18 protein-coding genes and 1 other RNA gene are annotated in these 16973 nt (G+C 61.6%); 15 read left to right on the top strand and 4 right to left on the bottom strand.

What is annotated here, in order from left to right; genetic code table 11:
- The 6 genes from rpsI to HV822_RS04830 all read left to right on the top strand — a co-directional run bounded on the left by rpsI (position 1) and on the right by HV822_RS04830 (position 4499).
- Entirely contained in the window at positions 1-393 is a 393-nt protein-coding gene (gene rpsI / locus HV822_RS04855; protein ID WP_083729421.1) for a 30S ribosomal protein S9, read from the top strand.
- Positions 394-657: 264 nt separating this feature from the next.
- Complete coding sequence (petA, locus tag HV822_RS04850) at positions 658-1251, top strand: ubiquinol-cytochrome c reductase iron-sulfur subunit (RefSeq protein WP_238872631.1); 594 nt, start codon at positions 658-660, stop codon at positions 1249-1251.
- Positions 1251-2474, top strand: coding sequence for a cytochrome b (locus HV822_RS04845; RefSeq protein WP_238872630.1), 1224 nt, complete (start codon positions 1251-1253; stop codon positions 2472-2474). Before petA ends, HV822_RS04845 begins: the two co-directional genes overlap by 1 nt.
- Positions 2474-3262: a cytochrome c1 gene (locus tag HV822_RS04840; protein ID WP_238872629.1), complete on the top strand. Its 789-nt coding sequence runs from the start codon at positions 2474-2476 to the stop codon at positions 3260-3262. Before HV822_RS04845 ends, HV822_RS04840 begins: the two co-directional genes overlap by 1 nt.
- Before the next feature lie 162 nt (positions 3263-3424).
- On the top strand, positions 3425-4054 hold the full coding sequence (locus tag HV822_RS04835) for a glutathione S-transferase N-terminal domain-containing protein (RefSeq protein ID WP_238872628.1): 630 nt from the start codon (positions 3425-3427) through the stop codon (positions 4052-4054).
- 37 nt (positions 4055-4091) lie between these two features.
- Positions 4092-4499: a ClpXP protease specificity-enhancing factor gene (locus tag HV822_RS04830; RefSeq protein WP_238873540.1), complete on the top strand. Its 408-nt coding sequence runs from the start codon at positions 4092-4094 to the stop codon at positions 4497-4499.
- A gap of 63 nt (positions 4500-4562) precedes the next feature.
- Here HV822_RS04830 and HV822_RS04825 read toward each other — a convergent pair whose 3' ends face one another.
- From HV822_RS04825 to HV822_RS04810, 4 genes are read right to left on the bottom strand one after another with little or no spacing between them, the layout of a single operon-like run.
- Complete coding sequence (locus HV822_RS04825; RefSeq protein ID WP_238872627.1) at positions 4563-5129, bottom strand: BON domain-containing protein; 567 nt, start codon at positions 5127-5129, stop codon at positions 4563-4565.
- Positions 5126-5719, bottom strand: a complete 594-nt coding sequence (locus HV822_RS04820) for a phosphoheptose isomerase (RefSeq protein WP_238872626.1) — start codon at positions 5717-5719, stop codon at positions 5126-5128. Before HV822_RS04820 ends, HV822_RS04825 begins: the two co-directional genes overlap by 4 nt.
- Before the next feature lie 11 nt (positions 5720-5730).
- Entirely contained in the window at positions 5731-6096 is a 366-nt protein-coding gene (locus tag HV822_RS04815; RefSeq protein WP_238873539.1) for a YraN family protein, read from the bottom strand.
- Positions 6097-6104: 8 nt separating this feature from the next.
- Positions 6105-7928 (bottom strand): penicillin-binding protein activator, encoded by a 1824-nt coding sequence (locus tag HV822_RS04810; protein ID WP_238872625.1) that lies wholly within the window; start codon positions 7926-7928, stop codon positions 6105-6107.
- 141 nt (positions 7929-8069) lie between these two features.
- Here HV822_RS04810 and rsmI point away from each other — a divergent pair, with 141 nt between their 5' ends.
- From rsmI to mraY, 9 genes are all read left to right on the top strand, one after another.
- Positions 8070-8927, top strand: coding sequence for a 16S rRNA (cytidine(1402)-2'-O)-methyltransferase (rsmI, locus tag HV822_RS04805; RefSeq protein WP_238872624.1), 858 nt, complete (start codon positions 8070-8072; stop codon positions 8925-8927).
- A gap of 33 nt (positions 8928-8960) precedes the next feature.
- Positions 8961-9317, top strand: an RNA gene (rnpB, locus tag HV822_RS04800) — RNase P RNA component class A.
- Positions 9318-9615: 298 nt separating this feature from the next.
- A complete protein-coding gene (mraZ, locus tag HV822_RS04795) occupies positions 9616-10071 on the top strand; it encodes a division/cell wall cluster transcriptional repressor MraZ (RefSeq protein ID WP_238872623.1) in 456 nt (151 codons plus the stop codon).
- Positions 10068-11006, top strand: coding sequence for a 16S rRNA (cytosine(1402)-N(4))-methyltransferase RsmH (gene rsmH / locus HV822_RS04790; protein WP_238872622.1), 939 nt, complete (start codon positions 10068-10070; stop codon positions 11004-11006). Before mraZ ends, rsmH begins: the two co-directional genes overlap by 4 nt.
- Positions 11006-11311 carry a cell division protein FtsL gene (ftsL, locus tag HV822_RS04785; RefSeq protein WP_238872621.1) on the top strand — a complete coding sequence of 102 codons (306 nt, stop codon included), beginning with the start codon at positions 11006-11008 and terminating at the stop codon, positions 11309-11311. Before rsmH ends, ftsL begins: the two co-directional genes overlap by 1 nt.
- On the top strand, positions 11308-13053 hold the full coding sequence (locus tag HV822_RS04780) for a peptidoglycan D,D-transpeptidase FtsI family protein (protein WP_238872620.1): 1746 nt from the start codon (positions 11308-11310) through the stop codon (positions 13051-13053). Before ftsL ends, HV822_RS04780 begins: the two co-directional genes overlap by 4 nt.
- A complete protein-coding gene (locus tag HV822_RS04775) occupies positions 13050-14501 on the top strand; it encodes a UDP-N-acetylmuramoyl-L-alanyl-D-glutamate--2,6-diaminopimelate ligase (RefSeq protein ID WP_238872619.1) in 1452 nt (483 codons plus the stop codon). The genes HV822_RS04780 and HV822_RS04775 overlap by 4 nt, the downstream gene beginning before the upstream one ends.
- A complete protein-coding gene (locus HV822_RS04770) occupies positions 14494-15882 on the top strand; it encodes a UDP-N-acetylmuramoyl-tripeptide--D-alanyl-D-alanine ligase (RefSeq protein WP_238872618.1) in 1389 nt (462 codons plus the stop codon). Before HV822_RS04775 ends, HV822_RS04770 begins: the two co-directional genes overlap by 8 nt.
- A gap of 1 nt (position 15883) precedes the next feature.
- Complete coding sequence (gene mraY / locus HV822_RS04765) at positions 15884-16966, top strand: phospho-N-acetylmuramoyl-pentapeptide-transferase (protein WP_238872617.1); 1083 nt, start codon at positions 15884-15886, stop codon at positions 16964-16966.
- Positions 16967-16973: the final 7 nt, after the last annotated feature.

Raw genomic sequence — 16973 nt, 5'->3', positions numbered from 1 at the left:
ATGTCGGCGACACAAAACTACGGCACCGGCCGTCGTAAAACTGCCACCGCCCGCGTATTCCTGCGTCCGGGTTCTGGCAACATCTCTATCAACAATCGCAGCCTGGAGAACTTCTTCGGCCGCGAGACTGCTCGCATGGTTGTTCGTCAGCCGCTCGAGCTGACCGAGAGCACCGAGAAGTTTGACGTGTACGTTACCGTCAGCGGCGGTGGTATCTCCGGTCAGGCCGGCGCCATCCGTCACGGCATCACTCGTGCCCTGATGGAATACGACGAGACTCTGCGCAGCGAACTGCGTAAAGCGGGCTACGTTACCCGTGACGCACGTGAAGTTGAGCGTAAGAAAGTGGGTCTGCGTAAAGCGCGTAAGCGTCCGCAATACTCCAAGCGTTAATCTCCGATTGCGCTGCAAAACGCCCGGGCTCCGGAAGGAGTGCCGGGCGTTTTCGTGTCTGCGGCAAGATGTCGCGTTATCTATTATGCTTTGCAAGTCCCTGAATGGCGGGGAATTCGGTATAGTGTCGGCCTTCTTGGGAGTGGGATATCACCTTGTCAAAAAAGGGGTTTTTCATTACCATCTGATTCATTTTGTGCAGGCTGTTCAACTTTGAAAAGGCCTTGTAAAAAGGTCAGAAATTAGCTGATGGGAGACGACTGGATGAGTAATGACGGCGTGAATAGTGGCCGGCGTCGCTTCCTGGTGGCCGCCACGAGTGTGGTCGGTGCCGCCGGAGCAGTGGGGGCCGCAACCCCCTTCGTGGGGGCCTGGTTCCCCAGCGCCCGAGCCAAGGCGGCAGGTGCGCCGGTGAAGGTAAATATCAGCAAGATCGAGCTGGGGCAGCAGATCGTAGTGGAATGGCGCGGTCAGCCCGTGTTCGTTTCCCATCGAACGCCCGAAGCCATCGCGCTGCTGGATGAAACCGACTCCATCGTTGCGGACCCTCAGTCCGAAGCATCCAGCCAGCCGGAATACGTTGATGGCAAGACGCGCGCCATCAAGCCCGAAATTCTGGTGGTGATGGGTGTTTGTACCCACCTGGGTTGCTCTCCGCTGTTCAAGCCGGAAGTGGCAGCCGCCGACATGGGTGCTGACTGGAAGGGTGGTTACTTCTGCCCCTGTCACGGTTCCCACTATGACATGTCCGGTCGTGTCCACAAGGGGCAGCCTGCGCCTCTGAACCTGCCGGTTCCGCCATATTCTTATGAGTCTGATGACGTGATCGTGGTCGGCGTGGATCAGGAGAGCGCGTGATGAACAAGCTGATGCAGTGGGTCAACGAGCGGATGTCCGTCACTCAGGTGATGGAAGATCACCTGACCAAGTACTACGCCCCCAAGAACTTCAACTTCTTCTATTTCTTTGGCTCGCTGGCCATGCTGGTGCTGGTTAACCAGCTGGTTACCGGTATCTGGCTGACCATGAGCTACGAGCCGTCTGCTGATGGTGCTTTTGCTTCCGTCGAGTACATCATGCGTGATGTCGAGTACGGCTGGCTGCTGCGCTACCTGCACTCTACCGGCGCCTCGGCGTTCTTCGTCGTTATCTACCTGCACATGCTGCGTGGTCTGATGTACGGCTCTTATCAGAAGCCGCGTGAGCTGATCTGGCTGTTCGGTATGTTGATCTATCTGGTGCTGATGGGTGAGGCCTTCATGGGCTACCTGCTGCCCTGGGGTCAGATGTCCTACTGGGGTGCCCAGGTAATTATCTCGCTGTTTGGTGCCATTCCGTTCATTGGTCCGGACCTGGCCCAGTGGGTGCGTGGTGACTTCCTGATCTCCGGTATCACCCTGAACCGCTTCTTCGCGCTGCACGTTATTGCGCTGCCGATCGTGTTGCTGGGCCTGGTTGTGCTGCACATCATTGCGCTGCACGAGGTTGGCTCCAACAACCCTGACGGTATCGATATCAAGAAGTACAAGGACGAGAACGGCAAGCCGCTGGACGGCATCGCCTTCCACCCGTACTACACCGTCAAGGACATTGTCGGCGTGGTGGTCTTCCTGTTTGTGTTCTGCTCCATCGTGTTTTTCTTCCCGGAGATGGGTGGTTACTTCCTGGAGAAGCCGAACTTCGAGATCGCTAACCAGCTGAAGACGCCTGACCACATTGCTCCGGTCTGGTACTTCACGCCGTTCTACGCGATCTTGCGCGCTGTTCCTTCCATTGCGGGTTCTGCCTTCCCGGGCGTGCTGGCGATGGGTGCAGCAATCGCGATTCTGTTTGTGTTGCCCTGGCTGGACCGTAGCCCGGTTCGCTCCATCCGCTACAAAGGCTGGATGAGCAAGCTGTGGCTGGTGATCTTCTGTGTCTGCTTCGTTGTGCTGGGTGTGCTGGGTGCTATCCCGTCCACGCCGATTCGCACGCTGCTGTCCCAGATTTGCACCGTTCTGTATTTCGCCTTCTTCTTCCTGATGCCGTTCTACACCCGGATGGAGAAGACCAAACCGGTTCCGGAGAGGGTTACTGGATAATGAAAAAACAACTGATTGCCCTGATGTTTGCACTGGTACCGGCGTTGGCTTCGGCCGCCGGTGGCAGTGGCTACCACTTGGATGAGGCCAACATCGACCTGACCGACAAGGCCGCTCTGCAGGATGGTGCGCGTACCTTCGTCAACTACTGCATGGGCTGCCACGCCGCGCAGTATCAGCGCTACGAGCGTGTGGCGACTGATTTGGGTATCCCGGAGCAGTTGATGCTGGACAACCTGGTCTTCACTGAAGGCACCTTGATCGGTGACCACATGAAGAACGGCATGCGTGGTGAGGATGCCAAGAAGTGGTTTGGTGCGGCGCCGCCGGATCTGACCCTGGTAGCGCGTGTACGCGGTACCGACTGGCTGTACACCTACTTGCGTACCTTCTACGAAGATCCTTCGCGTCCGCTGGGTGCCAACAACAAGGTGTTCCCGAACGTGGGTATGCCGAACGTGCTGGCCGAGCTGCAGGGTCGCCAGGTGATCGGCTGTAAGGCGATGCCGGTGAAGGATGAGCATGGCAGCATCATGCGTGACACCCTGAGCGGCGACATCATCAAGGATGAGCAGTGTGATGTGCTGACGGTTGTGCCGGACACCGGTACTCAGACCGAGGAAGAGTTCGATACCACGGTGCGTAACCTGGTGACCTTCCTGGCCTATTCGGCTGACCCGATCAAGCTGGAGCGTCATCGTATCGGTGTCTACGTGCTGCTGTACCTGGCCTTCCTGTTTGTGTTCGCTTACTTGCTCAAGCGCGAATACTGGCGGGATGTCCATTGATCACCCTGGCTGTTTAGTGATCACTGCGCGCCCCTTGCGGGCGCGCAGTCGTTTCTGGGGTATAATGGCCGTTCGTGCGCGCGGGCTCGTCCCCCGCGCTTGTTTATTTTGGGCGCCATGCAGGGTGCCTGCCGCAGTCCTTAGAAGGATGAGGGTCGAAATATGGGCGTTACCGCCAACAAGCGTTCTTCCATGGCGTTTTTCTCTGACCCGCTGGATCACTACTGCCATCGGGTCAGAATTGTGCTGGCGGAAAAGGGCGTCACAGTCGATGTAGTCGATGTTGAGCCTGGTGATTACCCCCAGGAGCTGGCCGAGAATAATCCCTACAACAGCGTTCCCACGTTGCTTGATCGTGACCTTGTGCTCTATGAGCCGAATATCATGATGGAGTATCTGGACGAGCGTTTTCCGCACCCGCCGTTGCTGCCGGTCTATCCGGTGGCGCGCGCCAACAGCCGACTGCTGATGTATCGCGTGCAGCGCGATTGGTGTCGTCTGGTGGATATCATTGTTGACCCCAAGAGCGCTGCTGCCGAGGTGACTCGCGCGCGCAAGGAGTTGCGCGAAAGTCTGACCGGCGTTGCGCCGGTATTCGCCGAGATGCCGTTTTTCATGAGCGAGGAGTTCAGCCTGGTGGACTGCTGCATCGCCCCGATCCTCTGGCGTCTGCCGCAGCTGGGGGTAGAGCTGCCCAAGCAGGCCAAGCCGCTGCAGGACTACATGGAGCGCATTTTCCAGCGTGAGGGCTTTATCGCCAGCTTGTCGCCGGCCGAGCGGGATATGCAGTAAACCCATCTGAATTAGGGAGGAAACAGGCGTGACCGAGATGAATTCCAGTCGGCCCTACCTGGTGCGTGCGCTGTACGAGTGGATTCTTGATAATCAGTGCACCCCCTACCTGCTGGTCAATGCCGAATATCGCGACACGGCGGTGCCGGCTGGCTTCGTCGAAGATGGCCAGATCGTTTTGAACCTGTCACCCAGTGCTGTGCGCCAGCTGGATATGGATAACGACCGCATCTGTTTCGATGGCCGCTTCGGTGGCGTTGCCCAGCAGGTGTGGATACCGGTTGGAGCGGTAATGGCTATTTATGCGCGTGAGAACGGCCAGGGCATGGTGTTTGAGCTTGAGCCCAGTGCTCCGCCGCCAGAAGACGGTCCTGGCGAGAATGAGTCACGTGAATCGGCGCCGGCCCGTCCCGAGGGCCGCCCGTCTCTGAAGGTGGTCAAGTAGTGATCGCCGCCAACAAAAACGCCCCGCAACTGCGGGGCGTTTTTGTTGGTGGATGGCGCGGCGTCAGTCGAGGTACTCGAACAGTTTGACGATACGCTGTACGCCACCTACCTGCTGGGCTTGTTGCACTGCCAGGTCGGCTTCCTGGTGGCTGACCAGCCCCATCAGGTAGACCACACCAGCCTCGGTAACTACCTTGATGCGGCTGCCGGGGATGGTGCCATCGGTCAGCAGGCGTGTTTTGAGGTTGGCGGTGATCAGGCCGTCCTGGTTGCGCGCAAGTAGTGACAGGCGGGGGGCGGCGGTGAGCTCGTTGTGCACCACCTTGACCCGTTGTACCTGCTTGGCGGCTTCGCTGGCGCGGGCGATGAGGTCGCCGCGCGGCACTTGGCCGGCGAGCAGCACCACGCCGTTGTAGCTGGTGACAACAATTCGGCCTTCCGATTCGATGGCAGCGTCGGCCTTGTTGACGTTGACCGCAACCTTGGTTTCGATCAGCTGGTCATCGATCGTGCTGCCAAAGGTGCGGGTGCCGTGATTGTCTTCAATGGGGGTGTCGCGGGTGGCGGTCAGAACGCTGCTGCAGCTGGCGAGTACTAGCGACAGGGCGACGACGGAAGCGCGGATCATTCTTCACTCCCGAACAGTTGGCGGTCGATCAGGTCGCACAGGCAGTGGATCGCCAGCAGGTGCACTTCCTGGATGCGGGCGGTGGAGCGCGCGGGCACGCGAATTTCCACGTCTTCGGGCAGCAGCAGAGAGGCCATGGCGCCGCCGTCACGCCCGGTCAGTGCAACCACCTGCATTTCGCGGTCGTGGGCGGCCTGGATGGCTTGCATGACGTTGCCTGAGTTGCCGCTGGTGGAGATGGCCAGCAGAACGTCGCCAGGTTGTCCCAGCGCGCGAATCTGCTTGGAGAACACTTCCTGGTAGCTGTAATCGTTGGCAATCGACGTAATGGTCGAGCTGTCAGTGGTCAGGGCAATGGCGGGCAGGCTCGGGCGTTCGCGTTCAAAGCGATTGAGCAGCTCGGAGGAGAAGTGTTGTGAGTCGCCGGCCGAGCCGCCGTTGCCGCAGCTGAGGATCTTGCCTTCGTTGAGCAGGGTGTTGACCATCAATTGGCTGGCCTGTTCGATACTGGGGCAGAGCACGTCCATTGCGCGGGTTTTGGTTTCGATGCTGTCTGTAAACAGCTGTCTGATGCGGTGTTGCATATCCATGGGAAAACTCGCTAGCAAGTGAAAGCTTCTCGGATCCAGGCGTAGGACGAGGGATCCGCGGGGTTGCCTTCGGCGGCAACGACGTCGAAACGGCACGGGCGGTTGGCCAGGCGGGGATGGGTCAGCAGGAAGTGTTCGGCGGCGCGGATGACGCGCTGCTGCTTGCTCCGTCCGACGCTCTCTGCTGCACTGCCCCAACGGTCCTGCTGCCGGTAGCGCACTTCGACAAATACTACTGTATCGCCGTCGCGCATGACCAGATCAAGCTCGCCCTGCCGACAACGGTGATTGCGCGCCAGACAGGTTAGACCGGCCTGGCGCAGAATTTGTTCAGCCATGCGTTCGGCCTGATTGCCGGTTTTCTGCCTGCTGGTCAGGCGCAGCATCAGAACGCGGTGGCTCCGTCTTCGGTTGCGGGTTGCAGTACCCCATTCTGGATTTCACCCCAGGAGAGCTCGCGTTGAATGCGGCCGCCCTGGTTCAGTGACAGGGTGCCGGTAGCGCCTTCGATGCGGGTTTCCGGGTATTGGCGCATCTGCGGCAGGCGCGCAAAGACGCGCTGGGTGTCTACGCCCATCGCGTACAGGCGTCCGAGTGCGCCGCTGGCTTGCGGCCAATTGCCGGTCACGGCGCCGTACAGCGGGTCGCTGTGGTCGAGCAGCCAGGGCATTTCTGCGATGAGCAGGCCTTCCAGGTCGACATTCTGCAGGCCGCTTGGATCAATCTGGTAGGCATGAGAGGTGGCGTAGACCGGTAGCTCGGCGGCGTACTGGAAGGCGAGTGTGGGCTTGATCTGGCGTGCCTGCAGTGGTGTGGCCGCAAGGAACAGGGCGTCCAGGTCCTGGCGTGGCGTGGGCTGTACCATTACGCTGCCGAGGATGCCCTGAACACGGTTGGCGCGGCGCTCGCTTTGCTGGATTTTCAGCAATTCGCCCATCTGGTTGGCGACGGCGGCGGGCTGATCAACCAGCTCCTGGCCGAGAATGCTGCCACCCATGGCCTCCCACTCACTGATAAAGGCACGGCTGGCGCGCTGGCTCCAGTCGTCGTGAGTGCTGAGTGTCGCCATCCGGCGGTGGCCGTCGTTCCAGGCGCGCTGGGCGGCGGAGCGGGCCTCGTCTTCAGGGGCGAGGCCGAACTGGTAGAAGCTGCTGCCACCAGCAGGCTGTTCGACGTAGTTGAGCGCCAGGGTGGGCAGAGGCAACTGGGGTTGGCTGGCCAGCTGTGCGACCTTGTCTTTTTCAAGAGGGCCGATCATCCATTGCACGCCATCGCGCTGCGCCTGGTTCAGGGCGTCGATTACCTGGGTGTACTGGGTGCTGTCGTACAGGGTCACCTGCGGCTGCTCCAGGCCCTCGCTTTGCGCCTGATACTGGGCTGCAAGGAAGCCGTCGCGCAGCGCCTGGGCGGCACCGCTCAGCGGGCCGTTGAAGGGCAGCAGCAGGCCAATGTGCGTCGGTCGGCTGGCGTGCAGTGACTCGATCTGCTGCACCGGCTCGGGCAGTTGTGCGGCGGCGGGGTGATTGGGGTGCTCGTTTTTCCAGGCGTTCAGCGCGCGGATCTGCAGGTCCAGATTGCGCTCGGTACGGGTGATCAGTGCCAGTTCCAGCCAGCCAGCATAGTCGCCGCTGGCGCCTTGGGCGGCTTGTTGCAGGGCGGCGGTGTCGGCGCTGCTGAGGGTCTCCCAGACGGCCTGGCGATTGTTGGCCTGGCGGCCAGCGGGCAGCAGAGCATCAATGTACACGCGCTCGCGAGCGGATTCGATGGGGCGATCGTTTGCCTCCAGAATGTCGGCACGCAGTTGCTGGATGCGCAGCTGTTCCTCTACCGGGCGCATGTCGAGCTGCTGCAGCGAGTTGTGCTGGATGGCGCGCAGCGCACCGCTGGTGTCGCCCAGGGACAGGGTGCTGGTGGCTTGCAGTTCGCTGAACCGAATCTGCTGGTCGGTCGGCAGGTCGCTCTGCGGGATACGCCGCAGGATCTGCTGTGCCTGCTCCGGGTTGCCGGCATTGAGGGCGGTCTGGGCGGCGTGCAGGCGCAGCAGGTTGGCCTCGGCGCCTTCGCGGCGGTCCGCGTCCTTGAGGATCTCGTCGACCGAGGCCTGCGGTGTGCGTGGCAGCTCGTCGAGACTCTGCGGTCCGGAGGCGCAGCCGGCCAATAGCGCGGACAGGGTCAGGGCGAGGGTCGACAGGCGAAGCGTGCGAGGCATGCGGAGGGTATCCTTACGTGCGAGCAGAGCGGACGGGTGATTGGCGCTATTGTAGCCGTGGCGCCTTGCAATCTCCAAGGCGAGCGGCAGTGCTCTGGTGCCTGCTGTACAATGCGTCACACATTATTATCGAGAATCGCCATGACCATCGCTGCCGGCACCCTGTTTGTGGTTGCCACCCCCATCGGCAATTTGCAGGATCTGACCCCGCGTGCGCTGCAGATTTTGCAGGAGGTGAGTCTGATTGCTGCCGAGGACACGCGCCATAGCGCCCGCCTGATGCAACATTTTGGCATCAACACGCCAATGACCGCCTGCCACGATCACAACGAGCGCGACAAAGGGCAGCGTCTGGTTGAGCGCCTGTTGGCCGGTGAGAGCCTGGCGTTGATCTCCGATGCGGGTACGCCGCTGATCTCCGATCCGGGCTACCACCTGGTACGCCAGGCCCGTGAGGCCGGGGTGCGCGTCTCGCCGGTGCCGGGCGCCTGCGCATTGATTGCCGCGCTGAGCGCCGCCGGGATGCCGTCGGATCGGTTTGCTTTTGAGGGGTTTTTGCCAGCCAAGGCGCACGGGCGGCAGCAGCGTCTGCAGGCGTTGCAGAGCGAACAGCGCACCTGGCTGGTCTACGAGGCGCCGCACCGCCTGCTGGAATGTCTGCAAGATATGCAGCAGGTGTTGGGTGCCGAGCGTCGAGTGCTGCTGGCGCGTGAGTTGACCAAGACCTTCGAGACCCTGCACGCGGCGCCGTTGGCTGAGTTGGTGGCCTGGGTCGCAGCAGACAGCGATCAGCAGCGCGGTGAGTGCGTGCTGGTGGTTGAGGGGGCGCCGGAGCCGGAGCCGGACGAGGTCAGTGCGCAAACCCTGCACATACTGGATTTGCTGCTGGCCGAGCTGCCGGTCAAGCGCGCCGCCCGGCTGGCGGCCGAGATTACCGGTGCGCGCAAAAATCAGTTGTATCAGATCGCGCTGGAGCGCGATGGCAATACGCCGCGTTGACGGACGTGGCGCCTGCCGCTAATCTTGCCGCCGAGAGTTGGCCGGGCAGTCGCTGTGATGGTGCGCAAGCACTGTCATGGAGGAAAGTCCGGGCTCCGCAGGGTAGAGTGCCAGGTAACGCCTGGGAGGCGCGAGCCTACGGAAAGTGCAGCAGAAAGCAAACCGCCTAAGCGCGCAAGCGCCGGTAAGGGTGAAAAGGTGCGGTAAGAGCGCACCGCGCAGCTGGTAACAGTCTGTGGCGTGGTAAACCCCACTCGGAGCAAGACCAAATAGGAATCCGTTGGTGTGGCCCGCACTGGATTCGGGTAGGTTGCTAGAGGTTGTCAGTGATGGCGATCCCAGAGGAATGACTGTCCTCGACAGAACCCGGCTTACAGGCCAACTCTTAATTTCTTTCCTGTGTGACATTCTTCGCTTTTAGAGCAAAAAAATCTTATTCCTCACAATTCACTTTAAGTTGTGGGGCGATCTTTATGCTTTGGCTGTTTTTTGTCCTTCCATACACCCCCGCTTTGCATCTCGATTCCTGACAAATAGCGCTAAACCACTGCTGCGCAAGGGTTTTTTCCTCTGTGCGGCTATTGACGCTGTATGGGCTCATTTCTATAGTGTCGCAAAGTGGTGTGAAGTGGGTTGAAGTGGGGAATTTTGGCGCTTCGGCCACCAATCAAAGGAAAAGGACTGCAACGTGTTTCGCGGAGCCAATGCCATCAATCTCGACGCCAAAGGGCGACTCGCGGTGCCAGCGCGCTACCGCGACCGCCTGTTGGAGTCGTGTGGCGGGCAATTGGTCGCGACTATTGCGCTGGAGGAGCGTTGTCTTTGGATCTACCCGCTGCACGAGTGGGAAGTGGTCGAAGAGCAGCTGCGCAAGGCGCCGAACATGAATCCTGCGGTCAAGCGCCTGCAGCGTCTGCTGATTGGTAACGCCAACGATCTGGAGCTGGACAGCAACGGCCGTTTTGTCATCCCGCCGCTGCTGCGTGAACACGCCGGACTGGACAAGAAAGTCATGCTGGTCGGGCAAATCAATAAATTCGAGCTCTGGAGTGAAGAAGCCTGGACGGCTACCACCAGTGCCTATCTGGACGAATCGCAGGAACCCGGTGAGCTGCCGGAACAACTGCATTCGCTGAGTCTATGAGCGCCGCAACCGGTTATTCACATATCAGCGTACTGCTGAACGAGGCGCTTGACGGTTTGGCCATTCAAGCTGACGGCCTTTATATCGACGGGACTTTCGGGCGCGGCGGGCACAGCCGCGCGCTGCTTGCGCAGCTCGGGCCGGAGGGCAGGCTCATCGCCTTCGATAAAGATCCAGAGGCCATTCGGGTTGGCGACCAGCTAGCGGCCGAAGACGGCCGCTTTGTCGTTGTACAGCGCACCTTTGCCGAGATGGCCGACGAGCTGCGCGCGCGCGGTCTGGCCGGGCAAGTTCAGGGCGTTCTGCTGGATCTGGGCGTGTCCTCGCCGCAGCTGGATGATCCGACTCGCGGCTTCAGTTTTCTCAACGACGGACCGCTGGATATGCGCATGAATCCCTCCGCTGGCCAGAGCGCCGCCGACTGGATCAACAGCGCCAGCGAGGCTGATATTGCCACTGTGCTCAAGGAGTACGGCGAAGAACGCTTTGCCAAGCGTATGGCGCGCGCCGTTGTCACTCGCCGCGCTGAGCAGCCGTTTACCCGCACCGCTGATCTTGCTGCGGTCATCAAAGAAGCCAACCCCGCGTGGGAAAAGGGCAAGCACCCGGCCACCCGCGCGTTTCAAGGTATTCGTATCTTTATTAACCGCGAGCTGGACGACTTGGCTGACGGCCTGCGTGCGGCGCTTGATGTGCTGGCGCCCGGCGGCCGGCTGGCGGTGATCAGCTTTCACTCACTCGAAGATCGCATGGTCAAGCAGTACATGCGTCGTGAAGCCAAGGGTGCGCCTATCCCGCGTGACCTGCCCATTCGCGATATCGACATCCCGGTATCCATCAACCTGGTGGGCAAGGCGATCAAGCCGAGCGCCGCCGAGGTGGACGCCAACCCCCGTGCCCGCAGCGCCGTGCTGCGCGTAGCGGAGAAGCGTTGATGACTGCCTCGGCGCCGCAAGCTCGCCGTTCCGGCCTGCCAGCTGGCAGCGGCTGGTTGCTGCTGGTCGCCGTGCTGGTGATTGCCAGCGCGCTGGCGGTTTCCTTCAGTGCGCATTGGAGCCGTCAGTTGCTGAACGAGCTGGCCGCTGAAATGGATGTGCGCGAAAAGGCGCAGGCTGAATGGGGGCGACTGGTGCTGGAGCAAAGCACCTGGACCGCGTATAGCCGCATAGAGCGTATCGCTATCGACCAGCTTGGCATGAAAGTGCCAGAGCCGAGCGACGTGATTCTGGTGCAGCCATGAAAAAGTTCGCCTTCAAGTCCAACGGCAGCCTTTATCCCTGGCGTTTTCGCCTGGTGATTGGTGTGCTGGGCCTGTGCTGCGTGGCAGTGGCCTGGCGCATTGCCGAACTGCACGTGTTGGATGAGGGTTTTCTCAAGAGCCAAGGCGACAAGCGTAGCGTGCGGCACGTGCCGATCCCAGCTCACCGCGGGCAGATCACGGACCGTAATGGTGAGCCGTTGGCGATCAGCACGCCGGTGCTGACCATTTGGGCCAACCCGTCGCAGCTGATTGACCAGCAGACGCATTGGCCGGCGCTGGCTGCGGCGCTGGGTACCGACCTGTCCACTTTCAGCGAACGCCTTAAGGCCAACGCCGATAAGGAATTCATCTACCTGCGCCGCCGCATGACGCCGGCTGACGGCGAGGCCGTCATGGCGCTGGATGTGCACGGTGTTTACAGCATCGAAGAATACCGCCGCTTCTACCCGGCCGGTGAGGTGACAGCGCACCTGGTCGGCTTTACCAATGTGGACGAGCAGGGTCAGGAAGGCCTTGAGCTGGCCTACGATCAATGGTTGCAGGGCGTGCCGGGCAAACGGCAGGTGCTGCAGGATCGCCGTGGCCGTCTGATCAAGGATGTGCAGGTAGTCAGCAACGCCCGGCCGGGCAACGACCTGCGCCTGTCCATTGACCTGCGCCTGCAGTATCTGGCCCACCGCGAACTGCGCGAAGGCATGCAGGAGTTTGGCGCCAAGGCCGGCTCGGTGGTGATTCTGGATGTGAAGACCGGCGAAGTGCTGGCCATGGTCAACCACCCGTCGTACAACCCGAATAACCGCTCTAACCTGCAGCCGAGCATGATGCGCAACCGCGCCATGATCGACGTGTTTGAGCCGGGCTCGACCATGAAGCCCATTTCCATGACGGCGGCGCTGGCCACTGGCCGCTGGAAACCGAGCGATCAGGTCAACGTGTATCCCGGCACCCTGCGCATTGGTCAGTACACCATTCGCGACGTGTCGCGTGCTCCGGGCGGCGTGCTGGACCTGGGCGGCATTCTGCTCAAGTCCAGTAACGTCGGCATGAGTAAGGTAGCGCTGGATATCGGTGGCGAAGCCGTGCACGACGCCATGCAGGCGGTCGGGCTGGGTGAGTACACCGGTGTCGGCTTCCCGGGTGAGGGCGTCGGCAAGTTGCCGACCTACCGCACATGGCGCTCTGCAGAGACCGCAGCGCTGTCCTACGGCTACGGTCTCTCGGTCACTGCCGTGCAACTGGCGCAGGCGTACGCCATTTTGGCCAATGACGGTCGCAAGGTGCCGATGTCACTGCTGCAGGTCAACGAGCAGCCCGTCGGCGAGCAAGTATTGCCGGAAGACGCTACCCGTCTGGTGCAAACCATGCTGCAGCATGTGATTGAGGCCGAAGGCGGCACCTTCCGTGCGCGGGTGCCCGGCTACCATGTTTCCGGCAAGAGCGGCACGGCGCGCAAGGCCAGTACCTCCAATAAAGGTTATCGCGAAGACTCCTATCGGTCTCTGTTTGCCGGCTTCGGGCCAAGCACCGATCCGCGTATCGCCATCGCCGTGGTGATCGATGAGCCAAGCGAAGGCGGCTATTACGGCGGCCTGGTTGCGGCGCCGGTGTTTGGCGGCCTGATGTCCAACGTGCTGCGATTAATGAATATCGCGCCGGACAACCTGGCCGGGCTACAGCAGGTTGAGCTGCCAGCGCCACCCGCTGAAGGGGATCGCGGATGAAGCTGTCGCAGCTGCTCCCCGGCCTGACTCAAACTGATGTCGAGATTCAGGGTTTGACTCTGGACAGTCGTCGCGTGAAGGCCGGTGATCTGTTCCTGGCATGCCCCGGCCTGCAGCATGACGGCCGCCGCTATATCGAGCAGGCAGTGGCAGCAGGTGCGGTGGCTGTCGCCTATGAGCCGGCTGGCTTTGAGGTGCCGGCGCTGGCTGTGCCGATGCTCCCGGTAGCGGGCTTGCATCAGCAGCTGTCGGTGCTGGCAGACCGCTTTTATGGTCAGCCAAGTTCGGCGTTGCAGGTAGTCGGTATTACCGGCACCAACGGCAAAACCAGTGTCAGCCAGATGCTGGCCCAGGCGCTGAATCAGTTGGGTTCGCGCTGCGGCGTGATCGGTACCCTGGGTAGCGGTTTCCCCGATGCACTGGTCGATCATGGCATGACCACCCCCGATGCCCTTGCCGTGCAGCGCCAGTTGGCCAGCCTGCAGGCAGAGGGCGCGCGCCAGGTCGCCATGGAGGTGTCGTCCCACGCGCTCGATCAGCAGCGGGTCGCGGCGGTGCGCTTTGCGGTTGGCGTGTTCACCAACCTGAGCCGCGATCACCTGGATTACCACGGCAGTATGCAAGCCTACGGCGAGGCCAAGGCCGAGCTGTTCAAGCGCCCGCTCAGTGCGGCAGTGATCAATCTGGATGACAGCTTTGGCCGGGAGTTGGCCGCCGGCTGCGCCTGTCCGGTTATGGGGTTTAGCTTGCAGGACAGCAGTGCGGCGCTGTGCTGCGCCGATGTGCAGTGCGACAGCCTGGGGCTGACTGCCCGTCTGGTTGTTCAGGGTAAAGAATTCAACCTGCGCAGCCCGCTGCTCGGTCGCTTCAACCTCAGCAACCTGCTCGCGGTGCTCGGCAGTCTGCTGGCGCTTGGCATCGAGGTAAGCGCCGCGCTGGCACAGGTCGCTTCACTGCTGCCACCGGCAGGGCGCATGCAGCGTCTGGGTGGCGGCACGCTGCCGCTGGTGGTGGTGGATTACGCACACACCCCGGATGCGCTGGAAAAGGCGCTGGTCGCCCTGCACGAGCACGCGGCCGGGCGGGTGATCTGCGTATTCGGCTGCGGCGGCGATCGTGACAACGGCAAGCGGCCGTTGATGGCGCGCATTGCCGAGCAGCATGCAGCGAAAGTGGTAGTGACCGATGACAACCCTCGTACCGAGGCATCGGCACAGATCATCGAACAAGTTTGTCAGGGTGCGGAACACCCGCAGGCGTTGACCGTCATACCCAACCGTGCACAGGCAATCGCTCAGACGATTGCTGCTGCACAGACCGGCGATGTGATTCTGCTCGCCGGCAAGGGTCACGAGAATTACCAGGAGATCGACGGCGTGCGTCACCCCTTTAGCGATATTGAACAAGCCGGTCAGGCTCTGCAGCAGTGGGAGGCCAGTCATGCTTGAAGCGCTGCGCCTGAGCGACCTGCTGAAACCCCTGATGGCGACCCTCAACGGGGTCGATACCCATTTTGACAGCGTCAGTATTGATGCTCGTACCGTCGAGCGCGGCGGCCTGTTTGTTGCCCTGGCTGGCAGCCGCAGCAACGGCCATGACTTTGTCGCCCAGGCCCGTGAAAACGGCGCAGCGGCAGCCATGGTCGAGTACCTGGTGGATGATCCGCTGCCGCAGCTGCTGGTGCATGACTGCCAGCTGGCGCTGGGCAGTCTGGCCGCCCTGGTGCGCAAGCAGTTTGACGGCACGGTAATCGGCATTACCGGCTCCAGCGGCAAAACCACAGTCAAGGAAATGCTGGCTGCGGTACTGCGCGAATGCGGTCCGGTGCTGGCCACGCGCGGCAACCTGAATAACGAGCTGGGTGTGCCGCTGACGCTGCTGCAGCTGACCTCTGAGCATCGCTTTGCGGTGATCGAGATGGGCGCAGCCCAGGTGGGCGATATCAATTACAGCATGGGCCTGGTCAAGCCGCAGATCAGTGTGCTGACCAACGCCGAGATGGCCCACGTCGGCCGCTTCGGCAGCCCCGAGAGCATTGCCAAGGCCAAGGGCGAAATTGTCTCTGCTCTGCCGGCCGGCGGTCATGCGGTGCTGAACCTGGACAGCCTCTGGTTCGAACAGTGGTATCAGCTGCTCGGCAGCCGCCGCACTGCCAGCTCCTTCAGTCTGAAGAATCCGACTGCGCAGCTGCGCGCCGAGGCGCTTGAGCTGGACGAGCAAGGTCGCCCGCACTTTAACCTGATTACGCCTGAGGGCGCGGTGACGGTGCGGTTGCAGCTGCGCGGCATGCACAACGTTGCCAATGCGCTGGCCGCCGCCGGGGCTGCTCTGCAGGCGGGCGCCGATCTGGCTGCCATCGCCAACGGGCTTGGTGCTTTGGCACCTGTCGATGGTCGTGGTAACTGGTCCGCCGGGCTGGGTGGCGCGCAGATTATCGATGACGCCTACAACGCCAACCCCGCATCGGTTATTGCTGCCATTGATCTGCTGGCCAGCCTGGACGGCAAGCGCATTCTGGCGTTAGGCGATATGGGCGAGCTGGGTGAGTGGGCCGAGCAGAGCCACCGCGACGTGGGTGAGCACGCCCGCAAGGCGGGGCTCGACGCCTTGTACGCGACCGGCCGCCTGTCGGCGCTGGCCGTAGAGGCCTTTGGCGAGCAGGGACACCTGTTTGACAGCCGCGAGGCGCTGGTCGCTGCACTGGCGCCCGCTTTGGATGCCAACACGCGGGTGTTGGTGAAAGGCTCGCGTAGCGCGGGCATGGATACCGTCGTCGCCGGCCTTCTGGCCCCGGCTGACACGCTCAACAACGATAACGGGGCCAGCTGACATGTTGCTTTTCCTCGCCGAGTTTCTCCAGCAGTACTACTCCGGCTTTTCGGTCTTTCAGTACCTGACCCTGCGCGGCATTCTGGGCGTGCTGACCGCGCTGGCTATCGCGCTGTTCCTGGGGCCGTGGATGATTCGCACGTTGCAGACTCGCCAGATTGGTCAGTCGGTTCGCAACGATGGCCCGCAGTCGCACCTGTCCAAAAAGGGCACGCCGACCATGGGTGGTGCGCTGATTCTGGTGGCGATCGGTATTGCCACCTTGCTGTGGGCTGATCTGCGCAACCTGTACGTCTGGGTCGTGCTGGGTGTGACCATCAGCTTCGGTGCGGTGGGCTGGGTAGATGACTACCGCAAGGTAATCGAGAAAAACTCCCGTGGCCTGCCGTCGCGCTGGAAGTATTTCTGGCAGTCCGTTTTTGGTCTGGCTGCGGCAATCATCCTCTATATGGCAGCGAAAACGCCGGTCGAGACCACGCTGATCGTGCCGTTCTTCAAGCAGGTCGAGTTTCAGCTGGGCATCCTGTTCGTGGTGCTGACCTACTTCGTCATTGTGGGCTCCAGTAACGCGGTCAACCTGACCGACGGGCTGGATGGTCTGGCCATCATGCCGACGGTGATGGTCGGTGGCGCATTGGGCATCTTTGCCTACCTGTCCGGTAACGCCAAGTTCGCGGAATACCTGCTGATCCCCTACGTGCCGGGTGCCGGCGAGTTGATCATCTTCTGCGGCGCGCTGCTGGGCGCAGGTCTGGGCTTTCTCTGGTTCAACACTTATCCGGCCCAGGTCTTTATGGGTGATGTGGGCGCGCTGGCACTGGGCGCGGCGCTGGGCGTGATCGCCGTGATCGTGCGGCAGGAAATTGTGCTGTTCATCATGGGCGGCATTTTCGTGGTGGAGACGCTGTCGGTGATCGTGCAGGTGGCGTCGTTCAAGCTGACCGGTCGCCGGGTATTCCGTATGGCGCCGATCCATCACCACTTTGAACTCAAAGGCTGGCCAGAACCGCGTGTGATTGTGCGCTTCTGGATCATCACCGTTGTACTGGTGCTGATCGGCCTGGCCACATTGAAGCTGCGTTGAGGAGCAG

It is taken from the genome of Halopseudomonas maritima (assembly GCF_021545785.1).
GTDB lineage: Bacteria > Pseudomonadota > Gammaproteobacteria > Pseudomonadales > Pseudomonadaceae > Halopseudomonas > Halopseudomonas maritima.
Note: the sequence above shows the minus strand (reverse complement) of the source record. Positions and strands in the feature narration are given on the sequence as shown.

Bases quoted from the DNA above. Each gene is read 5' to 3' on its own strand.
- rpsI (WP_083729421.1), top strand. From the start codon at position 1: ATGTCGGCGACACAAAACTACGGCACCGGCCGTCGTAAAACTGCCACC.
- petA (WP_238872631.1), top strand. From the start codon at position 658: ATGAGTAATGACGGCGTGAATAGTGGCCGGCGTCGCTTCCTGGTGGCC.
- HV822_RS04845 (WP_238872630.1), top strand. From the start codon at position 1,251: ATGAACAAGCTGATGCAGTGGGTCAACGAGCGGATGTCCGTCACTCAG.
- HV822_RS04840 (WP_238872629.1), top strand. From the start codon at position 2,474: ATGAAAAAACAACTGATTGCCCTGATGTTTGCACTGGTACCGGCGTTG.
- HV822_RS04835 (WP_238872628.1), top strand. From the start codon at position 3,425: ATGGGCGTTACCGCCAACAAGCGTTCTTCCATGGCGTTTTTCTCTGAC.
- HV822_RS04830 (WP_238873540.1), top strand. From the start codon at position 4,092: ATGAATTCCAGTCGGCCCTACCTGGTGCGTGCGCTGTACGAGTGGATT.
- HV822_RS04825 (WP_238872627.1), bottom strand. From the start codon at position 5,129: ATGATCCGCGCTTCCGTCGTCGCCCTGTCGCTAGTACTCGCCAGCTGC.
- HV822_RS04820 (WP_238872626.1), bottom strand. From the start codon at position 5,719: ATGGATATGCAACACCGCATCAGACAGCTGTTTACAGACAGCATCGAA.
- HV822_RS04810 (WP_238872625.1), bottom strand. From the start codon at position 7,928: ATGCCTCGCACGCTTCGCCTGTCGACCCTCGCCCTGACCCTGTCCGCG.
- rsmI (WP_238872624.1), top strand. From the start codon at position 8,070: ATGACCATCGCTGCCGGCACCCTGTTTGTGGTTGCCACCCCCATCGGC.
- rsmH (WP_238872622.1), top strand. From the start codon at position 10,068: ATGAGCGCCGCAACCGGTTATTCACATATCAGCGTACTGCTGAACGAG.
- ftsL (WP_238872621.1), top strand. From the start codon at position 11,006: ATGACTGCCTCGGCGCCGCAAGCTCGCCGTTCCGGCCTGCCAGCTGGC.
- HV822_RS04780 (WP_238872620.1), top strand. From the start codon at position 11,308: ATGAAAAAGTTCGCCTTCAAGTCCAACGGCAGCCTTTATCCCTGGCGT.
- HV822_RS04775 (WP_238872619.1), top strand. From the start codon at position 13,050: ATGAAGCTGTCGCAGCTGCTCCCCGGCCTGACTCAAACTGATGTCGAG.
- HV822_RS04770 (WP_238872618.1), top strand. From the start codon at position 14,494: ATGCTTGAAGCGCTGCGCCTGAGCGACCTGCTGAAACCCCTGATGGCG.
- mraY (WP_238872617.1), top strand. From the start codon at position 15,884: ATGTTGCTTTTCCTCGCCGAGTTTCTCCAGCAGTACTACTCCGGCTTT.